17 protein-coding genes are annotated in these 21,839 nt (G+C 44.1%); 13 read left to right on the top strand and 4 right to left on the bottom strand.

Features of this window, described 5'->3' with window-relative positions; genetic code table 11:
* Nucleotides 1-610: IS3 family transposase (locus INF29_RS10270; protein WP_193486439.1), on the top strand; the 610-nt coding region annotated here is incomplete at its 5' end.
* A 121-nt stretch (nucleotides 611-731) separates the two neighbouring features.
* Here INF29_RS10270 and nrdG read toward each other — a convergent pair.
* Together nrdG and INF29_RS10280 are read right to left on the bottom strand one after the other, a co-directional pair.
* Entirely contained in the window at nucleotides 732-1,229 is a 498-nt protein-coding gene (gene nrdG, locus INF29_RS10275) for an anaerobic ribonucleoside-triphosphate reductase activating protein (RefSeq protein ID WP_087988944.1), read from the bottom strand.
* Between the two features lies 1 nt (nucleotide 1,230).
* Nucleotides 1,231-3,579, bottom strand: coding sequence for an anaerobic ribonucleoside triphosphate reductase (locus tag INF29_RS10280; protein WP_193486441.1), 2,349 nt, complete (start codon nucleotides 3,577-3,579; stop codon nucleotides 1,231-1,233).
* Nucleotides 3,580-3,839: 260 nt separating this feature from the next.
* Between INF29_RS10280 and INF29_RS10285 the strand changes: the two genes are divergently transcribed.
* The 6 genes from INF29_RS10285 (at nucleotide 3,840) to addA (ending at nucleotide 9,695) form a co-directional block, all read left to right on the top strand.
* Complete coding sequence (locus INF29_RS10285) at nucleotides 3,840-4,103, top strand: YlmC/YmxH family sporulation protein (RefSeq protein WP_072850251.1); 264 nt, start codon at nucleotides 3,840-3,842, stop codon at nucleotides 4,101-4,103.
* 91 nt (nucleotides 4,104-4,194) lie between these two features.
* Nucleotides 4,195-4,662: a transcriptional regulator NrdR gene (gene nrdR, locus INF29_RS10290; protein WP_022254579.1), complete on the top strand. Its 468-nt coding sequence runs from the start codon at nucleotides 4,195-4,197 to the stop codon at nucleotides 4,660-4,662.
* An 18-nt stretch (nucleotides 4,663-4,680) separates the two neighbouring features.
* The gene (locus INF29_RS10295) at nucleotides 4,681-4,953 is read left to right on the top strand and encodes a hypothetical protein (protein WP_072850253.1); all 273 of its coding nucleotides are present in this window, start codon (nucleotides 4,681-4,683) and stop codon (nucleotides 4,951-4,953) included.
* Between the two features lie 91 nt (nucleotides 4,954-5,044).
* Nucleotides 5,045-5,236: a hypothetical protein gene (locus tag INF29_RS10300; protein WP_022254577.1), complete on the top strand. Its 192-nt coding sequence runs from the start codon at nucleotides 5,045-5,047 to the stop codon at nucleotides 5,234-5,236.
* A gap of 172 nt (nucleotides 5,237-5,408) precedes the next feature.
* A complete protein-coding gene (locus tag INF29_RS10305) occupies nucleotides 5,409-5,987 on the top strand; it encodes a hypothetical protein (RefSeq protein ID WP_191344553.1) in 579 nt (192 codons plus the stop codon).
* A 21-nt stretch (nucleotides 5,988-6,008) separates the two neighbouring features.
* Nucleotides 6,009-9,695, top strand: coding sequence for a helicase-exonuclease AddAB subunit AddA (addA, locus tag INF29_RS10310; RefSeq protein WP_193486443.1), 3,687 nt, complete (start codon nucleotides 6,009-6,011; stop codon nucleotides 9,693-9,695).
* A gap of 171 nt (nucleotides 9,696-9,866) precedes the next feature.
* Here the strand turns inward: addA and INF29_RS10315 are convergent, their stop codons facing one another.
* Nucleotides 9,867-13,154 carry an S-layer homology domain-containing protein gene (locus INF29_RS10315; protein WP_193486445.1) on the bottom strand — a complete coding sequence of 1,096 codons (3,288 nt, stop codon included), beginning with the start codon at nucleotides 13,152-13,154 and terminating at the stop codon, nucleotides 9,867-9,869.
* 388 nt (nucleotides 13,155-13,542) lie between these two features.
* On the opposite strand from INF29_RS10315, the gene INF29_RS10320 reads away from it, so the two are divergent.
* The 6 genes from INF29_RS10320 (at nucleotide 13,543) to INF29_RS10345 (ending at nucleotide 20,742) form a co-directional block, all read left to right on the top strand.
* Entirely contained in the window at nucleotides 13,543-14,241 is a 699-nt protein-coding gene (locus tag INF29_RS10320) for a response regulator transcription factor (protein WP_193486447.1), read from the top strand.
* The gene (locus tag INF29_RS10325) at nucleotides 14,216-16,552 is read left to right on the top strand and encodes an MFS domain-containing histidine kinase (RefSeq protein WP_193486449.1); all 2,337 of its coding nucleotides are present in this window, start codon (nucleotides 14,216-14,218) and stop codon (nucleotides 16,550-16,552) included. Before INF29_RS10320 ends, INF29_RS10325 begins: the two co-directional genes overlap by 26 nt.
* A gap of 242 nt (nucleotides 16,553-16,794) precedes the next feature.
* Entirely contained in the window at nucleotides 16,795-18,054 is a 1,260-nt protein-coding gene (locus tag INF29_RS10330; RefSeq protein ID WP_193486451.1) for a chloride channel protein, read from the top strand.
* A 323-nt stretch (nucleotides 18,055-18,377) separates the two neighbouring features.
* Nucleotides 18,378-19,187, top strand: coding sequence for a transporter substrate-binding domain-containing protein (locus INF29_RS10335; RefSeq protein ID WP_072850265.1), 810 nt, complete (start codon nucleotides 18,378-18,380; stop codon nucleotides 19,185-19,187).
* 129 nt (nucleotides 19,188-19,316) lie between these two features.
* Nucleotides 19,317-20,006 carry an amino acid ABC transporter permease gene (locus tag INF29_RS10340; RefSeq protein WP_072850307.1) on the top strand — a complete coding sequence of 230 codons (690 nt, stop codon included), beginning with the start codon at nucleotides 19,317-19,319 and terminating at the stop codon, nucleotides 20,004-20,006.
* The gene (locus INF29_RS10345) at nucleotides 19,996-20,742 is read left to right on the top strand and encodes an amino acid ABC transporter ATP-binding protein (RefSeq protein ID WP_278736006.1); all 747 of its coding nucleotides are present in this window, start codon (nucleotides 19,996-19,998) and stop codon (nucleotides 20,740-20,742) included. The genes INF29_RS10340 and INF29_RS10345 overlap by 11 nt, the downstream gene beginning before the upstream one ends.
* A gap of 53 nt (nucleotides 20,743-20,795) precedes the next feature.
* On the opposite strand, the gene INF29_RS10350 is transcribed toward INF29_RS10345, so the two are convergent.
* Nucleotides 20,796-21,707: a hypothetical protein gene (locus tag INF29_RS10350; protein WP_193486453.1), complete on the bottom strand. Its 912-nt coding sequence runs from the start codon at nucleotides 21,705-21,707 to the stop codon at nucleotides 20,796-20,798.
* Between the last annotated feature and the right edge of the window lie 132 nt (nucleotides 21,708-21,839).

Consider the following 21,839-nt stretch of genomic DNA (forward strand, 5'->3'; position numbering starts at 1 on the left):
GCGAATTATGAAGAAATATGGGCTATTGTCAGAAATTCGTCGACGCAGAAAATGGGTTCAGATGGGTAAGCAGATGCATAAATACGAAAATAGATTGAATCGAAATTTTTCTGCTGATGTACCCAATGGAAAATGGGTGACTGATATTTCTTATATACATACGAAACAAGGTGTTTTGTATCTATCCGTCATTTGCGATCTCTATGACCGTAGCATCATAGCCTACAAAACCGGAACGGAACAAACAGTAAATCTTGTGCTGGATACCATTCGTTTAGCTGTTCGAAAGGAAAAGTTAAGCAAAAAGAAGATCGCTGGGGAGTTGCAGCTCCACAGCGACCAAGGCTTTCAATATACCTCACACGGATATTTTAAGCTAACTCAATCTTACGGTATTCTGCCTTCCATGTCAAGGCGTGGAAACTGCTATGACAACGCATTGGCAGAAAACTTCTTTGGTATCCTCAAAACAGAATGTATTTATCGGCATAAACCTGCAACGTTTCAGGAAGCAAAGGAAATGATTGACAGATATATTCATTTCTATAACCATGAGAGAATTCAATTAAAAACAGGAGTGGCGCCGCTCACGCTACGCCACTCCACTTGAAAATCAAATATTATCCTCGTAAGAACGCTTTTTGTACTGTCCGCACAAATTGGAGCAGTTCATTCTTTTGCAAGAGATTTTGTGCTTTTTTGTTTCTATATGAATTTTATGGTGAGTTGACTTAATTATCCCAAAGGATGATTTCGCCTGTTTCCAGTGATTTTTTTACGTCGATAGTACGCTGGTTTTTGCTGCCCTTGAACCGCAGTTCCAAAGAACGCTGATCCATAAGAAAAGGTCCATCTACCAGAACATCGGTGCTTTTCAGCAGCATCATTCGTTCAGGATTGTTTTCTTCCAGCAGGGCTTCCCATGTGTAGCCTGTGTAAGTCCAGACGTTCAGCCCCATTTTATGTGCGCCTTCTGCAAGAGCAGTGCAGGGAGCAGGCTGTTCCATAGGATCACCGCCGGAAAGGGTAATGCCGTCCAGCAGAGGATTTTCCGCCGCTACGTTCAGAATATCTTCTGTATCAGACCAGAAACCGCCTTCGGGGTCATGGGTCTGAGGGTTATGACAGCCCGGACAGTTGTGATGGCAGCCTTGTGTAAATACCGTTAAGCGAAAGCCTGCGCCGTCAACGATGGAATCGTTGACAACGCCGCTGATTTTGATTCTCATATTAATCTTCCTTTGGTGTCAGTTTTACTTCTGTTACGATGGAATGTTTGACTCTGTCCCGTACTTCCGCACGTTTTGCGTTATTGAAACGATCCAGTGTACCTACCAGATAACCGGTGATACGGCGGATTCTCTGGAAGCCTACTTCGCCTTCATTTTCTTTTCTGCCGCATTTGGGGCAAGTATCACCGATGATGCCGTTGTAGCCGCAGATAGGGTCGCGGTCAACGGGATGGTTGATGGAGCCGTAACCGATGCCCTGAGCCTTCATGTAACGGATGATTTTTTCGAAGGCATCCAGGTTTGTGGACGGATCACCATCCAGTTCCACATAAGTGATATGACCTGCGTTTGTCAGTGCGTGATAAGGTGCTTCCAACTGGATTTTCTTATAAGCGCTGATAGGGTAGTATACAGGAATATGGAAGCTGTTTGTATAGTATTCCCGATCAGTCACGCCTTCGATGGAACCGAAACGTTTCCGGTCGATTTCTACAAATCTGCCGGACAGACCTTCCGCAGGTGTTGCCAGCAGGGTGAAGTTCAGTTTTGTTTCCTGAGACAGTGCGTCCAGACGGTTGCGCATGTGGCTGATGATGTCCAGACCCAGGTTCTGTGCCACTTCGCTTTCGCCGTGGTGTACGCCAATGAGGGCTTTCAGTGCTTCTGCCAGACCGATGAAACCAACGGAAAGAGTACCATTTTTCAGCACTTCCCGTACTTCGTCATTGCAGCCCAGTTTATCGCTGTCAATCCAGATACCTTCGCCCATGAGGAAAGGATAGTTGTGTACTTTTTTCTTTGCCTGGATTTCGAAACGTTCCAGCAGCTGTTCCACAACCAGATCCATTTTGCGATCCAGTTCGTTGAAGAACCAGTCAATGTTCTTGTTTGCCATAATGGCAATTCTGGGCAGATTGATGCTGGTGAAGCTCAGGTTGCCTCTGCCCGGAGTGATTTCTTTTTCAGGGTCATGGACATTTGCCATAACACGTGTGCGGCAGCCCATGTATGCGATTTCTGTTTCAGGATGACCTTCTTTGTAGTATTTCAGGTTGAAAGGCGCATCCTGGAAAGAGAAGTTGGGGAACAGACGCTTTGCGCTGACACGGCATGCCAGTTTGAACAGGTCGTAGTTTGGTTCACCGGGATTGAAGTTGACGCCTTCTTTTACACGGAAAATCTGGATAGGGAAGATGGCTGTTTCCCCGTCACCAAGACCTGCTTCTGTTACCAGCAGCATGTTTTTCATAACCATTCTGGCTTCTGTTGAAGTGTCCATACCATAGTTGATGGAGGAGAAGGGTGTCTGTGCGCCGGCACGGCTGTGCATGGTGTTCAGGTTATGGAGCAGAGCTTCCATTGCCTGATATGTTTCTTTATCTGTTTCTTCTGTGGATTTTTTTACAGTGAAAGCCTGTGCTTTCTGATAGATTTCCACAGGAATGCCGATTTCTTCTGCCAGTTTGGCTTCTTCTGCATCATATGCTTCGTTTTTGTCCAGTGTAGGCACCAGACCCATGTCTTCCAGTTTCACAAAAGCTTCTTTCATTGCCTTTGCATGTTCTTCGCTGTCCATCACTTCGATGAGGGAAGCCAGATTGGAACGATAGCGTTTTTTGTATGTCTTTGCAACGCCGGGAGCCATGCTGTAATCAAAGTTGGGTACAGACTGACCGCCGTGCTGGTCGTTCTGGTTAGACTGGATAGCGATACATGCCAGAGAAGCATAGCTTGCAATGCTGTTGGGTTCTCTCAGTACGCCATGACCTGTGGAGAAACCGCCTTCAAACAGTTTTAGCAGGTCGATCTGACAACATGTAGTGGTCAGGGTATAGAAATCCAAGTCATGGATGTGAATGTCACCGTTGCGGTGTGCTTCAGAGTGTTTGGGGTTCAGCACATAAGATTCGTAGAAATGTTTTGCCCCTTCAGAGCCGTATTTCAGCATGGAACCCATGGCTGTATTGCCGTCGATATTGGCGTTTTCACGCTTGATATCACTGTCTGTTGCATCTTTGTATGTGATGTCTTCGAATGTTTTCATCAGACGATCGTTCATGTTACGGATACGGGTACGTTCCGCGCGATACAAGATATAGGCTTTTGCAGTCTGCACAAAGCCATGGTCAATGAGTACCCGTTCCACTCTGTCCTGAATTTGTTCTACAGAAGGGGAGTCCATATTTTCATTTTCAAAATAATCAGATACTTCCTGAGCCATTTCCAGACAAGTTGCATAGCTTTTTGCACCGCTGGTTGCCTGAAAGGCTTTTTCGATGGCATTGGCGATTTTATTGATGTCAAAATAAGCCACACGTCCATCTCGTTTCGTAATCGTTGTAATCATGTCAATCCCTCTTTCTGCCTCATTCCACCTGATTGGTTGTAAGTTTTTTTCTTCCGCACAGAGCGCCATGACTGAAACCATGGGCTTTTCGAATTCATAGAAATACAATATATTGATTTTTGTGCGGTGATATCGTGCATATATTGTATTACGATTTCTATAGAGCGTCAAGGGGCAAAAGTCACACTTTTGTAATTTTGTGCAAGTATTTTTGTAAGGAAGGCATAAAGTAAAATAAGAACAAAAAGGAGGAAAAGTCAATGGAAAAATTCTCCGATTTGCAGGAAAAAGAAGTCATCAACATTTGTGATGGCAGACGGTTGGGCTTTGTGGGAGACTTGGAACTGGATATTCCTTCCGGGAAGATACGCACATTGATTATTCCCATGGAAGGCTGTCGATGGAACCCCTTTGGCAGAGGTAGAGCCTATTATATCCCTTGGCGATGTATCCGTCGTATCGGGGACGATATCATACTGGTGGAAGTGGATGCGGACAGCATGGAACGGGATGAGACCCTATAGGACAGAAACTGCCCTTTGTGCTTGACCTGCGGGCTGTTCTGCTTTATACTAAAAACCAAAGAAATTGAGAAACACAGGAGGAGGATTGGGCATGAAATGTCCTTTTTGTAATTTTGCGGATACGAAGGTAATTGATTCCCGGGCGCAGGACGATAATTCCGTGATTCGCCGCCGCAGAGTCTGCGAAAAATGCGGCAAGCGTTTTACCACATATGAAAGGGTGGATATGATCCCCATTACCGTCATCAAACGTGATGGCACCAGAGAAATTTTTGATAAGGCAAAACTTCAGAACGGGATCATGAAATCCTGCAACAAACGCCCTGTCACCGCTCAGCAGATTCAGAAGCTGGTGGATGATATTGAAAATACACTGGCAGGCAGCGGCGAAAGAGAAGTGGAAAGCAAACAGCTGGGGAATATGGTCATTGAACGGCTGAAAGACTTGGACGAAGTGGCTTATGTACGCTTCGCATCCGTATACCGTCAGTTTAAGGACATCAACAGTTTTATTGACGAACTGGAAAAAATGCTCCATGAAAAGAACGGCAATTCCTGAGAAAAGAGGCGGCACAATATGGAACAGAAAGTAAAAGCAGTTTTTGCTGCCCATCCTGATGGACAGGAAACAGCGGCACGCATTGCCAGAGCGTATCTGGCGGCAGGGATGGAAGTGCTGGAAAGCCAGCTGGAAGGTCTGGAGGAAAATCAGGCACTGGCAGTGGAAAAAGGCATGAGCCATTTGTTGTACTTCCATGATGCGGAACACATTACTATGGTGAGCCTCATGGACGAAATGGGTGGTTTTACTGTGGACATTCTGGTTTCCGATCTGCAGCTTCCCCGATAAAAAATTTTAAGTAGACAGGCAAGAAAGCAAAAAATACCTCATAAGATTAAATTGTAAGTCGATACAATTTACTTAAGGAGGTATTTTTATTATGTGTGGATTTGGTGGTTGCGGTAATGACAGTTTCATTTGGGTAATTCTGCTGTTGTGCCTGTGCGGCAATAACAACAACAGCAACTGCGGCTGTGGCAATGACAATTCCTGGCTGTGGATTCTGATCCTGCTGTGCTGCTGCGGCAACAATAACTGCGGCGGTCAGCTGAACAACTGCGGTAACTGCTGATACCCTCAGGGATCAGACAGTGCAAAAAGCGGGCGGCGGTGCACAGCCGCCTGTTCTCTCAAAAAGAGTGTTTCCTATGCGAAAACACTCTTTTTTTGTTGTTATTTGCGGTGAAAACCCTCCGTGAAAAGGAAAGCTTTCTTTTACAATAGAAAAAGAAGGAGGAATTTTCATGCAGTTACATATCAGACAGAAACAGGACCCTGTTACCCTTTATCTGGAAGGGCAGAAAGAAAGCTATCTTTCCCGGGCAGCACAGGAAACACCTTTTTATGAAGCATATTACATGCAGTGTATTGAAAGTACCGTAGCCGATGGCTATGAGATGTTTTTGCTGGATTTCAGCCGGGAGAATTATTTCAGAGCCAATGTGGAACGACTGGATTTGGAAAGCGGAAAGCGGTTTTTTAAGCTGGCTGGTATTCATCATACCATTCGTGTGGTACGGCGCAGGAAAAAACAATTGGATTGGGAGGAAATGTCCGCAGCTATGGCAAGAGTCTATGAATTGGATGAAAAAGAAAGGCAGATGGCAGATATCCTATATCGCTGCGCCAGTTTGTATCAAAGCGGCTTTGCAGATTTATTTGCCCGCACCACGGCGAGGTATTTGTTTCACACCTTAGAGATGACCCCTCAGACGTTGGCGTTTTTGCTGAACTTCTGGTATAATTCTTACAGTAGCTTTATGGCGTCTTTTGTGGGGTATGTTCCTTTTCATATCCGGCTGCAAAAGGCGTCTGGTTCGTAAGAAAAGATGAGGTGAAACAGCGTGGGAGCAAAGTGGACAACACAACAGCAAGAAGCCATTGACGCCAGAGGAAGCGATATCCTTGTTTCTGCGGCGGCAGGCAGCGGCAAAACAGCCGTATTGGTGGAGCGTATCATTCAGCGGATTACAGCAGAAGAAGACCCGCTGGATATTGACCGTTTGCTGGTGGTGACGTTTACAAAAGCGGCAGCGGCAGAAATGAGCCAGCGAATCGGTGCTGCCATTACAAAAAAACTGGAAGAAAAGCCCGATGATGTCCATTTGCAGAACCAGCTCACCTATTTGAGTCGGGCAGACATCAAAACCATTCACGCTTTTTGCCTGCAAGTTATTCGGGAGTATTATGACAGACTGGATATTGACCCGGCAGTGAAAACGGCAGACCCTGCGGAAATCGCTTTGCTGCAAAAAGATGTGCTGGGAGAATTGTTTGAAATCCTTTATGAAGCAGAGGATGAAGGCTTTCTCCGCCTGCTGGAAACCTATGGAGAAAATACAGGAGATCAGCGTCTGAAAGATTTGATTTTGCAGGTCTATACCTTTTCTCAGGGGTATCCTGACCCGGAAACACTCCTGCGGAAAATGGCGGAGCAGTTTTATATGGCTGATGGCGATACCATTGACCAGTGCGCATGGATGCCGCTTATTGGAGAAGGCATCACCAATGGGGTGGACTATGCCCTGTATAACTTGCAGAAGGCTTATGCCCGCATCTGCGGCAATGGGGAGTTTACTGCTTATGGAGAACGCTTAGAGGCGGAATTGGAAGGCGTAAAAGCCCTGCGGCAGGCATTGGAACATCCCAGCTACGCGGATTGGCACCAAGCCTATGTTGCCGTTGATTTTGCACGCATGCCTGCTTATCGTGGTCAGGAGAAAGATACAGCGGAATGGGTGAAAAACCTGCGAAACGAAGCCAAGGCGTCTATCGGCAAGCTGGGAGAAACTTATTTCTGCTATGGAGCAGAAACCCAAACAAAACTCATTTCCTCTCTGTATCCCATTGCCAAAGCCTTATCGGAAACAGTCATTCGTTTTGCGGAAGCCTTTGCACAGGCGAAAAAAGAAAAACTCTGGTTGGATTTCAATGACTACGAACATTTTGCCCTGCAAATCCTCACGGAACCCGGCAGTACCAAAGACAATATCATTCCTACAGACGCCGCAAAACAGATGCAGCAGAAGTATGATGAGATTATGATTGACGAGTATCAGGACAGCAATGTGGTGCAGGAAATGCTGCTGACGGCTGTATCCGGCGCTTATGAAGGCAATAACAACCGCTTTATGGTAGGAGATGTGAAGCAGAGTATTTATCGTTTCCGCCTTGCTATGCCTCAGCTGTTCAATGAGAAATACCGCACGTATCCTGTGGAAAAAGGCGGCAAAACCCGAAAAATCATTCTTTCCAAAAACTTCCGCAGCCGGAAAAATGTGCTGGATGGCATTAACTTCATTTTCCGTCAGACCATGTCGGAAGCTTTTGGGGATGTGGATTATAATGACGAAGCGGCGCTGTATGCCGGAGCAGATTTCCCTGATTTTGATGGGCTTTGTGGCGGTGAAAATGAAATGATGCTGTTGGACTTGTCCTCGGAAGAAACAGAGGAACAGCTGACAGATTTGGAAGAACTGGATAAACGGCAGATGGAAGCCACCATGATTGCCGGAAAAATCAGAGAAATGATGAAAGCTGGCTATCAGGTTTATGACCGTGGGTTGGAAAGCTATCGCCCCATGGAATATCGCGATGTGGCAGTTCTGGTGCGAAGTATCCGCAGTTGGGGTACCACGTTGGATGATATTTTTGGGAAAGAGGGCATTCCGTATTATGCGGAAACGGCAGAAGGATACTTTGATGTGCCGGAAATTGATACAGTTTTGAATTTCCTGCGCCTCATTGACAATCCCTATCAGGATATTCCTTTGCTTTCTGTGCTTCATTCGCCCCTTTATGGCATCAGTGCCGATGCTTTGACGGAAATCCGTCTTTTTGGCGGCGATGGTCTGTTTTATGAATGTGTCCTGCGGTATCTGGCAGAGGGTGTGGAAGAAGAAATTCTGGAAAAACTGGAACGCTTCCAAGCAGACTTGCAGGATTGGCGGGAAACAGCGAAAGAATTGTCCCTTTGTGAATTGCTGCGGTATCTCTATCAGCAAACAGGATATTATGATTATGCGGGTATGACCCCCGGTGGCAGTCTGCGACAGGCAAACCTGCGGCTGTTGCTGGAAAAAGCAGAAACTTATGAAAATAACAGCGGAAAAGGGCTGTTCCATTTCATTCGATTTGTGGAGGATATGAAGACGGCAGAAACAGAATCCTCCGCCGCAAAACTCCAAAGTGAAGCGGATAATCTGGTGCGTGTCATGACCATACATAAAAGTAAGGGGCTGGAATTTCCTGTGGTCTTTGTGGCAGACCTTGGGAAACAGTTCAACGAAGCTGATACCCGTGCCGCTGTCATCACCCATCAGGAATGGGGATATGGCATGGACTATATGGATTTGGACCATCGGGCTTCTTATCGGACGTTGTCCAAAACTGCTTTGGCAGAAGCCATCAAGTTGGAAAATCTGTCAGAGGAAATGCGTGTGCTGTATGTGGCATTGACCAGAGCAAAGGAAAAACTGATTTTGACAGGAACGGTGCGTAATCTGCAAAGATCTGTGGAAAAATGGGCAGAAACAGCAGATTCTGTGGAAGAATTGCTGCCTGTATTCCGTCTGCGCCGAGGAAGAAGCTATCTGGATTGGATTATGCCGGCACTTCTGCGACATCCCCAGGCAAGGGTATTGCCGGAGCCTTGGGAACCAACAGATAGGGGAGAGGCACGACAGTTTTTGGATGAGCCTTCCAAATGGAAATTCACCTTTTTGGAAAAAGGCGATATCTACGGAGCAGAGCAGGAAAAACAGGAACTGGCAGAAGAACAGCAGAATGTCTTTGAAAATTGGGATACAAAACCGGATTACAGCGGCAGAAAAGAGGAGATTTTCCGTATCCTGTCATGGAAATATGATCACGAAACAGCAACCATGCTGCCTACAAAAGTTTCCATTTCTGAAATCAAACGGCGGTATCAGGCGGAAATTTCTGGCGAAGAAGCACAGGTGCCGCAGGAATTGCAGATTCCCCAGTTTGGGCAGAAAAAAGAAGGGCTGACAGCGGCAGAAATCGGTACAGCCATGCATACGGTCATGGAAGCGGCAGACCTGCGGAAAGCTTATGATGCCGATGCTTTGGAAGAACTGCTGACAGAGCTGCAGCAGCAGGGCAGACTGACAGAAGAAGAAAAGGCAGCTATTCGCAGAAAAGAACTTCTGACTTTCTTTTCTTCTGATTTGGCAAAACGGATGCAGAAGGCGGATGAAATCCATAAAGAACAGCCATTTGCTATGTTGGTGGAGCCGAAAGAAGTTTTTTTTGATGATATTTATCAGAATATGGAGGAATTTATCCAGATTAATGGTATTATCGACTGTTATTTCGTGGAAGAAAATGCAGTTGTGCTGGTGGACTATAAAAGCGACCGACTTTGGCAGGAAGATGCTTTCCGTGAAAAATATAAAATCCAGCTGCGGCTTTATAAAGAAGCGTTGGAGCGTGTAACGGACTTGCCCGTGAAGGCATGTTATATCTACGCTTTTGCACCGGGAAAAATGATTCCTATGAATTTTGATTAAAATATAAAAACCGGAAATACCTGAATGAATCAGGTGTTTCCGGTTTTTTTGTGAGAGATAGCGGACAGCTTCCTGTGGGGAAAGGGCATAAGCCCTATGGAAAGGAGACTGTCCTTTTATATTTCGTGCGAGTTGAGGTGGAAATTTATCTATCTCTTATAGATCGTATGATTATTCTTCGGTTTCAGCAGTTGCTTCCATGAAACGCATGATAACAGAAGCGATTTCTGCTCTGGTTGCTGTGCCCTGAGGAGCCAGCTGGCTGTCGCCCATACCGCTGATATAGCCTTCAGCTACTGCCCACTGCATTGCAGGCTGTGCCCATGCGGATACACTTGCTGTGTCAGCAAATGCGGACAGATCTGCGGAAGCAGTCACATCATAACCTTTGAATTTTGCGTAGTTGTACAGCATTACTACCATCTGTTCTCTGGTGATTTCCATATTAGGAGCAAACAGACCTTCGCCCATACCGCTGACGATCTTCGCATCATTTGCCCAGATGACTGCGTCTGTGTACCACTGACCAACGGGAACGTCCATGAATGCGTTTTCGGCATCACATGCGGGACGGCTTTCCATGTTGTACAGCATCTGAACAAGCATAGCACGTGTCAGTTTGCCGGCAGGAGCAAATTCGTTTTCGGAAACGCCGCTCATGATGCCTTTGTCTACAACATATTCCACGCCTTTGAAGAACCAGTCGCTTTCCTTCACGTCTGTGAAGTTCAGTTTTGTTGTTTCTGTAGATTCGTCGTCCTTATCTTCTTCTTTGTCAGTGTCTTCTGTTGTTTTGCCTTCTTCTTTGAATGTTACAGTAACAGTTACGTCACAGTTTGCCATGCGGAAGGTGTATTTGTTGTCTTTGTCTTCTACTTTCTTTGCGTCGATTTTGTCGCCTTCGTCGTCAACGATTTCGATTTTGTCTACTTCGTAACCATCATCGGGTGTGATGGTCAGAGTGATCTTGTCGTCTTCGTAAGCCCAGTCATCGCTGACAGAAACTTCACCGTTTTTAGGGTTGATGATGGTGATGTAGTTGTCGTCACTGTGGGAAGAGCCGGAGGAGGTGCGTGTCCATTCTGCATGAATAGCAGTATCTTCGCTAAATACAGTATTTGTAGTTACTTCTGTACCATCATCAGTGAACCAGCCATCAAAACGATATCTGCTGCGTTCGGGTGTAGGCAGTGTGTCCAGCTTACCATGTTTATTGGTTGTTGCTTTATTTTCACCATCTGCCAGTGTACCACCCTGAGGGTCAAAAGTGATGGTGTATGTAGCTACAGCTGCATTTGCAACCTGCAGATTTGCGCCGATTACATAATCTTTATCAATTGCATCAGCGTCTAATTCAGGATGATTCTGCTGGATTCTGTTAATTGTATTCTGATCTGCGTAAACCAGATAGCAATCTGTATCAGCTGTTACATTTTCTACAACAACTTTAGGTACTGTTGTTACATTTTGACCTACACCATATTCAATGTTTGCATACGCACCCTCGTCTGGATTCAGAACGCTGTCTTTTACAGTTACTTCTGCGCCATTTACCAGAATGGAAGTATAGCCGCCGCCGTTGATGGTAGCGCCAGTAACTTTGCCGCCTGTTGTGTTATAGAAATGAACAGCGGATTTTTTCACATTTCCATTGCCGTTAATAGTAACATCCTGCAAAGTGAAATCGTTTCCCTTTACAGTGATCAAGTTGTCAGCAACCTTTGCGATAACGTTGATTGCATGATTGTCGCCGTCAATGGTAACATTTGCAGCATTGATTACAATTGCACTGTTTACAGTTGCGTCAGCCAACAGTGTGATAGTGTTGCCTTCTGCAACATGATTCAGAGCTTCTGCCAGAGTGGGGTATTTTGTATCACCAATCTGTGCTACAGCGTTACCATAATAGGTTGTACCGTTGCTGTCTGTCATGGGAGTACCAAGAACTTTACCAGTTGTTTCATCGTTGATAATACTATTTACATCGTCTTCGATTTCAGTCCAAACTTTGGTGGATTCAGACAATTCGCTTTTGTCACCGGACAATGTAAAGGATGGTGTATCATTTGCATTTCCGCTTGCTTTGTCTACATTAACTGCACCCCAGCTATTTCCGCTTGTTTTCAGATTAGTTGCAGTTACGGTTGCGCTGTTTACCTGCAGAGCAGCATTGCCGCAATTCTGGATTTCTACACCATTCAAAGTCAGAGCAACGTTAGAACCAGCACCCTGCCAAGCAACGATACCGGATTTTGTTTTTGCATTACCAACAATGGTAACATTTTCAATGACAACAGTACCATTTGTTACACCCAGAATGTGATTTGTATTTTCGGATGCCCAATTTTCATCAGCGGAAATGGTGTAACCGGCACCATTCAGTGTTACTTTATTAGGCAGCGCTACTGCAGCAGCACCGTAAGAACCTTTTACAGCATCGTTGCTTACAGTAACATTTCCATTTAAAGTGATTGTAGCTTTTCCGTAATCATTTTCGTCTTCGGCTTTAGCAGTGATGCCTTTCAATACTTCATTGATATCTTCCAGATCAGTATAGTATGTCTTGTTGTCGTCACCAGCAGTTATCATGGTTACCCAATCGTCTACTTCACTGACATTGATGGCTGTACCAGATTCGTTTTCACTCCATACTTTGTTGGCTTCTGCAATGTCACAATCGCCTTTCAGAGTGAATTCACCAGCGTTATCTACATTGATAGCACCCCATGCGTTATTTTCTGTGTTGATATCAGTAGCAGTAACAGTTGCACCGTTTACTACGATACCTGCTGTGCCACAATCTTTTACTGTGACATTTTCAATATCCATAGATGCGTTATTGCCAAAAACGTTGATGCCATGTTTGGTTTTTTCATTACCGACAATAGTCAAATTACAAATTTTTGTGTCTTTTGCATTTACAATGCCAATGATATGATTATTGGCAGACTTGTCCCAACTATCATCAGCGGTGATGATAGTGTCATTGCCATCCAGTGTTACACCTGCAGGCAGTGTAAACAAAGCTTCATTTTTTGCAATGTCTTTTCCGTTATTTGTAACTTCAAAGGAAACTGTCAGTTTGATGGTATCACCAGATTTTGCATTGCTGATTGCATTTTCCAAAGATTCTTGGCTGTCCACTTCGTGTATTGTAGCTTCACCCAAAGGTACAGCTTCTTTTGTCTCCTCAACATCACCAGCAATCAAAGCTCCATCCACAACTGGAGCAGCCACCACTGTTGCAGGTTCCAGTTGTGTCAAACCTACTTCCTCTTTTGTATCAACGGTTGTTGTGTCTGTACCTGTTTCCCCTGCGCTCTGTGCGGGTGTCAGTTCGCTTGCTTCGATAACATTGCTCTGTGTGTTTTCATCCGCCAATGCGGTCACAGGAGCCGCTGTCACAGCCATAGCAACTGCCAGAGACAGGGAAATCATTTTTCCTGTACGTTTCTTCATGATAATCCTCCTTAAAACATAAATTTTTTTCATGTCAAGCCATTACACTTTCACCACGAATGGTATGGCAGAAAAAACATAACTAATTACGCCTACATTATACATTATTTGTGAAAAAATTACAAGCGTATACAGGTTAAATTTATATAATTCGTAAAATTAATTATGATTTGTGACGTGGAAAAAACCGTAGTGGAATTGGTAGGAGTATTCTAAAGACCCGGATAACCATGTTGTTCAGTTACATTCTCCTTTGTGTTTTATCTCAGAACATGGTACACTGTCTTTGACGGATAATTTAATTTTTTTGTAAGGAAGTCACCGTTTTTTTGTAAAATTTACTTGTTATGATATCGTTGAGAAAAAATGCAATATAGGGGGAAATATTATGGAAAATAAATTTAATATTCTGGTTTGTGATGACGACAAGAGCATCGTAGATGCCATCGAAATTTATCTGAAACAGGAAAACTATAATGTAATCAAAGCATATAACGGTCTAGAAGCATTGCAGGCATTAGAAGAAAATGAGATTCATCTGATTCTGCTGGATGTGATGATGCCGAAAATGGATGGGCTGAATGCTACAGTGAAAATCCGTGAAACACTGAATATCCCTATCATCATTTTGTCTGCCAAATCTGAAGACACAGATAAGATTCTGGGGCTGAACTTCGGCGCCGATGACTACATCACAAAGCCTTTCAATCCGCTGGAATTGCTGGCAAGGGTAAAAAGCCAGATGCGCAGATATACTTCTTTGGGCAGCATTGCGGAAAAAAGTAATGTGATCAAGATTGGTGGTCTGGAACTGGACAAAGATGCCAAGGAAGTTCGTGTGGAAGGGGAACCTGTAAAACTGACTGCAACGGAATATGGCATTTTGCAGCTTTTGATGGAAAATGCCGGAAAAGTATTCTCCATTGATCAGATTTATGAAAAAGTATGGAATGAATTATCTTTCGCACCGGAAAATACGGTTTCTGTGCATATTCGTCGTATTCGTGAAAAAATCGAGATCAATCCGAAAGAGCCAAAGTATTTGAAGGTGGTGTGGGGTATTGGCTACAAAATCGAAAAAATCTAAGCTGTATCAGACTGGCTGGAAGGTATGTGCTGCCTGTATACTCTTTATCATGGCGCTGGTGATTTTTTTCTGTGGGGTTGTCTTTTCCAGCATAACGAAAAACTGGGGCAGGAGCATCCTGACGGAAGAAAATTTTTATGACACTGTGGAGTTGCGGAACCTGTTTTTTTCTGCATTAGACGAAGCAGTTTTGGCTGATGTTTATTATGAAAGCGAAGCCAAGATACAGTCAGGGGAAAAAGTGGACAGGGAAGCACTGCTGGCTGGGTTCAAGAGATATTACAACATCATTGATGGGGTCATAACTGGTAATACAGAAATCAATGATACTTATGACGGACTTATTGTTTATGGAGTCATTCCCGAAAGGCTGGAGGACAAGTTCATAGAATATGAGGAATTGGTAGAAACTCGTCTGCCTCAGTACCGCCAGATGTACATTCAAGATCAGTTGGATGAGTACCGAGAAGCGGTGCGGTATCTAGAAGGTTTAACGAATTTTTATTATTTTGTAGAAGATGAGCAGGGGCGTGTCATTGCCGGAAATGCAACACGAGCAGAAGTTAGCAGTAAAAGCCATACCATCATGCTTTCTGCAGAATTCTCCAGTGATAACCTCAGCGATAAGTCTTATTACGCATACAGCAATGCTTATGTGGAAAACAGCAATTACCGTGTGTATGCCGCAGTGGATGAGCCGCTTAGAGAGGGCGATGATTTCTATGATTTATATCAGGAATTTGTATTGGCAAAGATCAGTATGCCTTATCTGTTTGTGGTATCCACCGTTGCTTTTTTGCTGTTTATGATTTGTTTGGTATATCTGATTCGTGTGGCAGGTCAGAAAACAAAAGGCGGTCAGGTGAAATACCTCCTTGTAGACAGAATCTATAATGAAATACATTTCCTGTTAGTGGCGTTGTTTGGAATCTTTTCCTTCTTTATGGCATTGACGCTGCTGGAGTTTATTCTTTACCGCGGTATGCCCTTCTGGTCCTATGTATTCTTGACGCTGCTGGGCATTTTGTATATTGCAGACGTAGCGGTGGGGCTTAGTTACGTTTTGTCCCTGAGTAGACAGATCAAAGGAAAGATTTTGGCACGGAATACGTTGGTTTCTGTATTCCTGCGGAAAATAGCATCTCTTTTCACTGGGGCAACTTTTAGGGGTTGGATGCTGTTGGTGATGCTGGCATATGGCGTTGGCAACTGTTTCCTGGTGTTTATGATCTGTATGTATTTTAACAGTAGTCTGGTACTTTTGTTCTTTGGGCTTTTGATTGCGTTTAATATATTCTGCTTGTATCTGTTTTTGCGTGCCTTGCGTTCTTTGAAGCGCATTATGATTTCTGCGAGAGAAACATCAAAAGGCAATCTGACTTACCAGTTGGATTTGGCAGAGATTTCTCCGTCTTTCCTGAATTTTGCGGAAGATATTGCAAATATTCAGGATGGGTTGAAAAACGCCGTAGAAGAAGCGGTAAAAGGGGAGCGTATGAAAACAGAATTGATCACCAATGTTTCCCATGACTTGAAAACACCGCTGACATCCATCGTCACTTACGTGGATTTGCTGAAACAGCAGAAACTGGACAACCCGGTTGCCAGAGATTATGTGGATGTGCTGCAAGTGAAGTCCTATCGTTTGAAACAATTGATTGAAGATCTGATCGAAGCCAGCAAAGTTTCCAGCGGCAATGTGGCTGTAGAAAAAATGCGCATTGATTATCGTCAGTTGACTATGCAGGCAATTGGGGAAATGGAAGAAAAGATTGAAGAAGCGAAACTGGAATTCAGGCTCAGTTGTCCAGAACCAGTCTTTATCGAAGCAGATGGCAGACATATGTGGCGAATTCTGGAAAATATGCTGTCAAATGTCATCAAGTATTCTATGGTAGGTTCTCGAGTATATATTGATATTTTCCAGACGGAAGAACACGGGATTCTGGTAATGAAAAATATTTCCGCAGCGCCTATTGACTTTGATGCTACCCGACTAACGGAACGTTTTGTCCGTGGGGACAGTTCTCGTACCACAGAAGGCAGTGGTCTGGGACTTTCCATTGCCCAAAGTCTGGCAGAAGTACAGGGCGGTACTTTTGGTATTCAGGTGGATGGCGATTTGTTTAAAGCCATTGTTAGCATGCAGCTTTGGAGAAATGATCCCAGCGAAGAGGAAGATCAAGACGATGAAATGGAAAAAGAATCTGTGGAAGAAACCAAAGACGAAACAGAAATGATGGAAATGGAAGAATGTTCTTCGGAAGAACAGGAAGAAATGCAAACAGACGAAGAAGAACAGAAGCCATGAACCAAAGTAATAGATTGAATGAGTTATATCAGAATATCTAATAGGTAGAAATTTTTTGGAAAAGCAATTTTTTCAGAAGGTGTCTTTTGAGGAAATTGCTTTTTCTTTGCAAAAATTCTGGGTTTTGTTTTGCAGGAAAGATGGGCTATGGTATAATGACTGCAAACTGTTTTGATAGGAAGAACAAATCTTCTAAGGATGGATTCTGCAGGGAGAAATTAGAATAAAAGGAGAGATTCGGTTTGCTGGAAAGACTTAACCGTTATTTAGAGGGCAGTGAAAAGGGCGTTTACGTTTTTTTGATATGGTCTTTCATCGGTGCTGTCATTGGTGCAGTTGTTGGTGTGGTAGGAATTATATTTCATATATTGCTGGAGGAAGTGACTGCATTTCGCATGTCCCATCCATGGATACTGTTTCTGCTGCCTTTGGGCGGTCTTGTCATTGCAGGGCTGTACCACTTGCTTCGGATGCAGAATGACCGCGGTACCAATCTGATTTTGATTGCCGTTCGTGTCAATGAAAAAGTAAGTTTGCGTTTGACACCGCTGATTTTTATCAGTACCATCATTACTCATTTGTTGGGTGGTTCTGCCGGCAGAGAAGGGGCAGCGCTTCAGATTGGGGGAAGCATTGGATCTTTTATCGGCAGAAAAATTAAGCTGGATGAAAAGGATGAAAGAATCATTACCATGTGCGGTATGAGTGCTGGCTTTGCGGCATTATTTGGTACACCTGTAGCGGCAGTGGTGTTTTCTATGGAAGTCATTACTGTTGGTATTATGCATTACTCAGCCATTGTGCCAAGCATCATTGCTGCCATTACAGCAACAGGTATCTCCATGGCCTGCGGGGTGACACCAACAGCATTTACATTGGAGTCTGTACCGGCATTGAGCCCATCAGGTGTTGGGTCTGTCATATTGTTAGGAATGTTTTGTGCTGGTGTCAGTGTGCTGTTTTGTCTGGCTATGGAAACGGCAGGGAAATACTATAAACAGATTTTCAAAAACGGTTACATCCGTATTTTTGTCGGGGGATGTATTGTGGTGGCAATCACATTGCTGCTGGGTACCCGTGATTATAACGGGGCAGGGATGGATGTCATTGCCCGTGCCATTGCAGGGGAAGCGGAATATCCGGCGTTTTTGTGGAAAATTCTGCTGACAGCGTTGACACTGGGAGCAGGATATAAAGGCGGCGAAATCGTACCATCCTTTTTTGTGGGGGCAACCTTTGGGTGTGTCATTGGTCCATGGATTGGATTGCCGGCATCTTTTGCAGCAGGAACAGGTATGGCTGCGCTGTTTTGCGGTGTAACAAACTGCCCCATTGCTTCTGTGATTCTTTGTGTGGAACTCTTTGGCGCAGAAGGGATTGCATACTACACGCTGGCTTGTGCTGTCAGCTATATGCTGTCTGGATATTATGGCTTATATTCGGAACAGAAAATCATGTATTCCAAAATGCAGCCAGAGTTTATTAACAAGAGCGTTCATTGATGTCTGCGCAGAAAAAGGGATTTTTGCAATAAAAGAACGAATAGAATTTTTGAATAAATGAGTTTTATGCATTATTTTATACATAAAAATGATTTGTCAAAATTACAAAAGTAGTTTGGAAAAATGAAAATATGGCTCGAAAAACTTGAAAAATGGGAAAAACTGTGCAATGTGAATAAAAAAAGTTGAAAATCAAAGAATTTCTGGTGAAACATTCTGATTGCATTTTATGCATGAGTCTAGTATAATCCTATTTGTAAGACAGCAATGACTGTAAAGCAAGTTCAAAAAAGAGAAAAGAAGTTTTAGGGAGGTAAATTGGTATGAAAAAATATTTAAAAGGCATTCTTGCAACAACAATGGTACTGTCTATGACAGCAGCTCTGGCTGGCTGCGGCGGCAGTGGTGAAACAGCTACAACAGATGATACAGCAGCTGAAGGCGGCGAAGCAAAAGAAACTCTGGTTCTGGCAACCAGCGCAGACTTCCCTCCTTATGAATACTACGAAGGTCAGGAAATCGTTGGTATCGACGCTGAAATTGCAAAAGCACTGGGCGAAAAACTGGGTTATGACGTACAGATCGAAGATATGAACTTCGACTCCATCATCCCTTCCATTGTTTCCGGCAAAGCTGACATCGCAATGGCAGGTTTGACTGTAACACCTGAACGTCAGGAAAGCGTTGACTTCACAGACAGCTATGCAACAGGCGTGCAGGTAGTTATCGTAAATGCAGATTCTGACATCACAAGCGTTGATGATCTGTTTGCAGAAGGTGCAAATCATACAATCGGTGTTCAGACAGCAACAACTGGTGACCTGTACACAACAGGCGATATCGAAGAAGCTGGTCTGGGTACAGTAGAACGTTACACAAAAGGTACTGACGCAGTAGCAGCTCTGACATCCGGCAAAATCGACTGTGTTGTAATCGACAACGAACCCGCAAAAGCATTCGTTGAAGCAAACGAAGGTCTGAAAATTCTGGATACAGAATACATCACAGAAGACTATGCAATCGCTCTGGCAAAAGACAGCGAACTGACAGAATCCATCAACACAGCTCTGCAGGAACTGAAAGACGACGGTACAGTACAGTCCATCATCGACAAATACATCACAGCAGAATAATTTTTGGAAAATAAAGAACCATAAACCGGGGACGGGAAACCGTCCCTGTTTTGGCATTACAGGAAAAAAGGAGGACTTTTTTTGGAAGGAATACAGACCTGGTGGGAAGGAATCCAGCAGCAGTTTTATATGAACTTCATTGAGGATGATCGATGGAAATATCTTTGGAACGGTCTGGGTGTTACATTGCAGCTGACATTCTGCGCTGTACTGATCGGTATTGTTCTGGGTGTCATTCTGGCAATGATCCGTTCTACATATGATAAAAACTATCAGGAAATGCGTCCCGGTTTCGGACGTTTTATGCTGAAGATTTTAAATGTTATCGCAAAAATTTATCTGACAGTGATTCGTGGTACACCTGTTGTTGTACAGCTGATGATCATGTACTATATCATTCTGGCATCCTCTAATAATAAATTGCTGGTTGGTATGATTGCTTTCGGTGTCAACTCCGGTGCTTATGTAGCGGAAATTGTACGAAGCGGTATCATGTCCATCGATCCAGGTCAGTTTGAAGCAGGACGCAGTTTGGGCTTTAACTATGTGCAGACCATGCGTTACATCATCATTCCGCAGGCACTGAAGAACGTATTGCCTGCACTGGCAAACGAATTCATTGTATTGCTGAAAGAAACCTCTGTTGCAGGTTACATCGCTATGCAGGACCTGACAAAAGGCGGCGACATTATCCGCGGCGTTACATACAGCCCCTTTATGCCTTTGATCGGCGTCGCGTTGATTTACCTGGTTATGGTTATGTTCTTTACCTTCCTGGTAAATAAACTGGAAAGGAGATTGAGAAACAGTGAGCGGTAATGAATCCTTGATCCGTGTGGAAAATTTACAGAAACATTATAATAAAGGTGCCATCAAAGCACTGGACGGCATCAATACAGAAATCAAGAAAGGCGAAGTTGTGGTTGTTATCGGTCCTTCCGGTTCCGGTAAATCCACATTTCTGCGCTGCTTGAATCTGTTGGAAGTGCCTACTGGCGGACACATTTATTTTGATGGCGTAGATATCACAGATATCAAAACAGACATCAATATCCATCGTCAGAGAATGGGTATGGTGTTCCAGCACTTCAATCTCTTTCCCCATATGACCATTTTGAAAAATATGATCATTGCGCCTATGAAACTGCAGGGAAAAAGCGAAGCAGAAGCAACGGAAATGGCAATGAGTCTGCTGCGCCGTGTTGGTCTGGAAGATAGAGCAGGCGCATATCCTTCTCAGCTTTCCGGTGGTCAGAAACAGCGTATTGCCATTGTGCGTGCCCTGTGTATGCAGCCGGAAGTGATGCTTTTTGACGAACCCACTTCTGCTCTTGACCCTGAAATGGTTGGCGAAGTTCTGGAAGTTATGAAACAGCTGGCGGAAGAAAACATGACCATGGTAGTGGTTACCCACGAAATGGGCTTTGCCCGTGAAGTGGCAACCCGTGTTATGTTCATGGCAGATGGCCGTCAGGTGGAAGAAGGCACACCAGAAGAAATCTTTACAAATCCCAAAAGCGAACGTTTGCAGACATTCCTTGCGAAAGTGCTGTAATCAAAAACCCCTTTTGTTTATATACAAAAGGGGTTTTTCTATGTCAAAATATATTAAGGTTGTAATGTCAAGGAACCACCGGAAAGAGAAGTGGTTCCACCGGCTTTTTCTTTTCTATAAGAAGTGCTATTCTCGCCGCCGGAAAGAACGGTTCCGTCAGTTGTTGTCACAGAGAAGGTGATGAGATAATCTGTGCCTTCCTCAAATTTGTTTGTAAAGTCCGCGGAAAATCCTAACCGCTGCAAGTTTTCCACATCTGGCGTGGGTGCCATAGGTTCATCGGTGTAAACATCTTCTAAAGCATCATCCGGATTGTCCATAAGAGACATGGGAACCGTAAAACATTCACCTGTATTTGCATTTTCCACATTAGCTTCTGCTTTTACGATGTCCTTTGCTTCATAGAAAGAATCCGATGGATATACCAGCAGATACAGTGTAGAATTATTTTGTCCCCATTGGCTTTGGGCGTCTATATTGCTGTATTGGGCTGTGGAAACGCTGCCCAGTTCTTCCTGTCTGGTGACGCCATTGGATGAAATGGCAATGGAAAGGGTTCCGTCATCAAAAAGCCCTGTTTCCATAGTGGTTTTCCATACACCGTTTTCCAATGTGGCTTTTTGGGACTGCATAGAACCATCCGCTTTTTTCACACGAAACTCAGCTGTTTCACCATCAGTAATGGCTTTTGGTGTGGCTTCTGCCAGAAGAACAATGGCACCATCTTGTTTTTGAACAGAAAAATTGGAGCTGGAAAGGAGACTGGACTGTTTATCTAAAATATTTTCCATTCGCTGGGTGATGCTGGAGGTGTTGACAGAAATGCTGTCCATGACTTGATTCTGCATATTTGCCATTTGTTGTTCCAGCGCTTTTTGCCTGTTGGAAATCTGAAACAGGAATCCGGTGTTAACCACAAGCAGACCAGCGCAGATACCTAAGGCAATATGGGTTTTATTCATCATATCTTTTCTCCTTTCTACTACAATATATTTATGGTTAATATCCCTTACAGCCAGTAAGGAATTATCCATCTTGTTGCTTAAGCTGTATAATGATGGAGCAATAGGTATATCGTCTCCCTTTCTTGGACTTTG

The sequence above is a fragment of the Anaerotignum lactatifermentans genome, from assembly GCF_014982935.1.
In the GTDB taxonomy this organism is placed as follows: Bacteria; Bacillota; Clostridia; order Lachnospirales; family Anaerotignaceae; genus Anaerotignum; species Anaerotignum lactatifermentans.

What these genes read in the sequence shown, in the direction of transcription:
- INF29_RS10295 (WP_072850253.1), top strand. Translation starts at nt 4,681, where the DNA reads ATGGAACAGAAAGTAAAAGCAGTTTTTGCTGCCCATCCTGATGGACAG.
- INF29_RS10285 (WP_072850251.1), top strand. Translation starts at nt 3,840, where the DNA reads ATGGAAAAATTCTCCGATTTGCAGGAAAAAGAAGTCATCAACATTTGT.
- INF29_RS10350 (WP_193486453.1), bottom strand. Translation starts at nt 21,707, where the DNA reads ATGATGAATAAAACCCATATTGCCTTAGGTATCTGCGCTGGTCTGCTT.
- INF29_RS10300 (WP_022254577.1), top strand. Translation starts at nt 5,045, where the DNA reads ATGTGTGGATTTGGTGGTTGCGGTAATGACAGTTTCATTTGGGTAATT.
- INF29_RS10320 (WP_193486447.1), top strand. Translation starts at nt 13,543, where the DNA reads ATGGAAAATAAATTTAATATTCTGGTTTGTGATGACGACAAGAGCATC.
- INF29_RS10335 (WP_072850265.1), top strand. Translation starts at nt 18,378, where the DNA reads ATGAAAAAATATTTAAAAGGCATTCTTGCAACAACAATGGTACTGTCT.
- INF29_RS10305 (WP_191344553.1), top strand. Translation starts at nt 5,409, where the DNA reads ATGCAGTTACATATCAGACAGAAACAGGACCCTGTTACCCTTTATCTG.
- INF29_RS10340 (WP_072850307.1), top strand. Translation starts at nt 19,317, where the DNA reads ATGAACTTCATTGAGGATGATCGATGGAAATATCTTTGGAACGGTCTG.
- INF29_RS10280 (WP_193486441.1), bottom strand. Translation starts at nt 3,579, where the DNA reads ATGATTACAACGATTACGAAACGAGATGGACGTGTGGCTTATTTTGAC.
- nrdR (WP_022254579.1), top strand. Translation starts at nt 4,195, where the DNA reads ATGAAATGTCCTTTTTGTAATTTTGCGGATACGAAGGTAATTGATTCC.
- INF29_RS10315 (WP_193486445.1), bottom strand. Translation starts at nt 13,154, where the DNA reads ATGAAGAAACGTACAGGAAAAATGATTTCCCTGTCTCTGGCAGTTGCT.
- nrdG (WP_087988944.1), bottom strand. Translation starts at nt 1,229, where the DNA reads ATGAGAATCAAAATCAGCGGCGTTGTCAACGATTCCATCGTTGACGGC.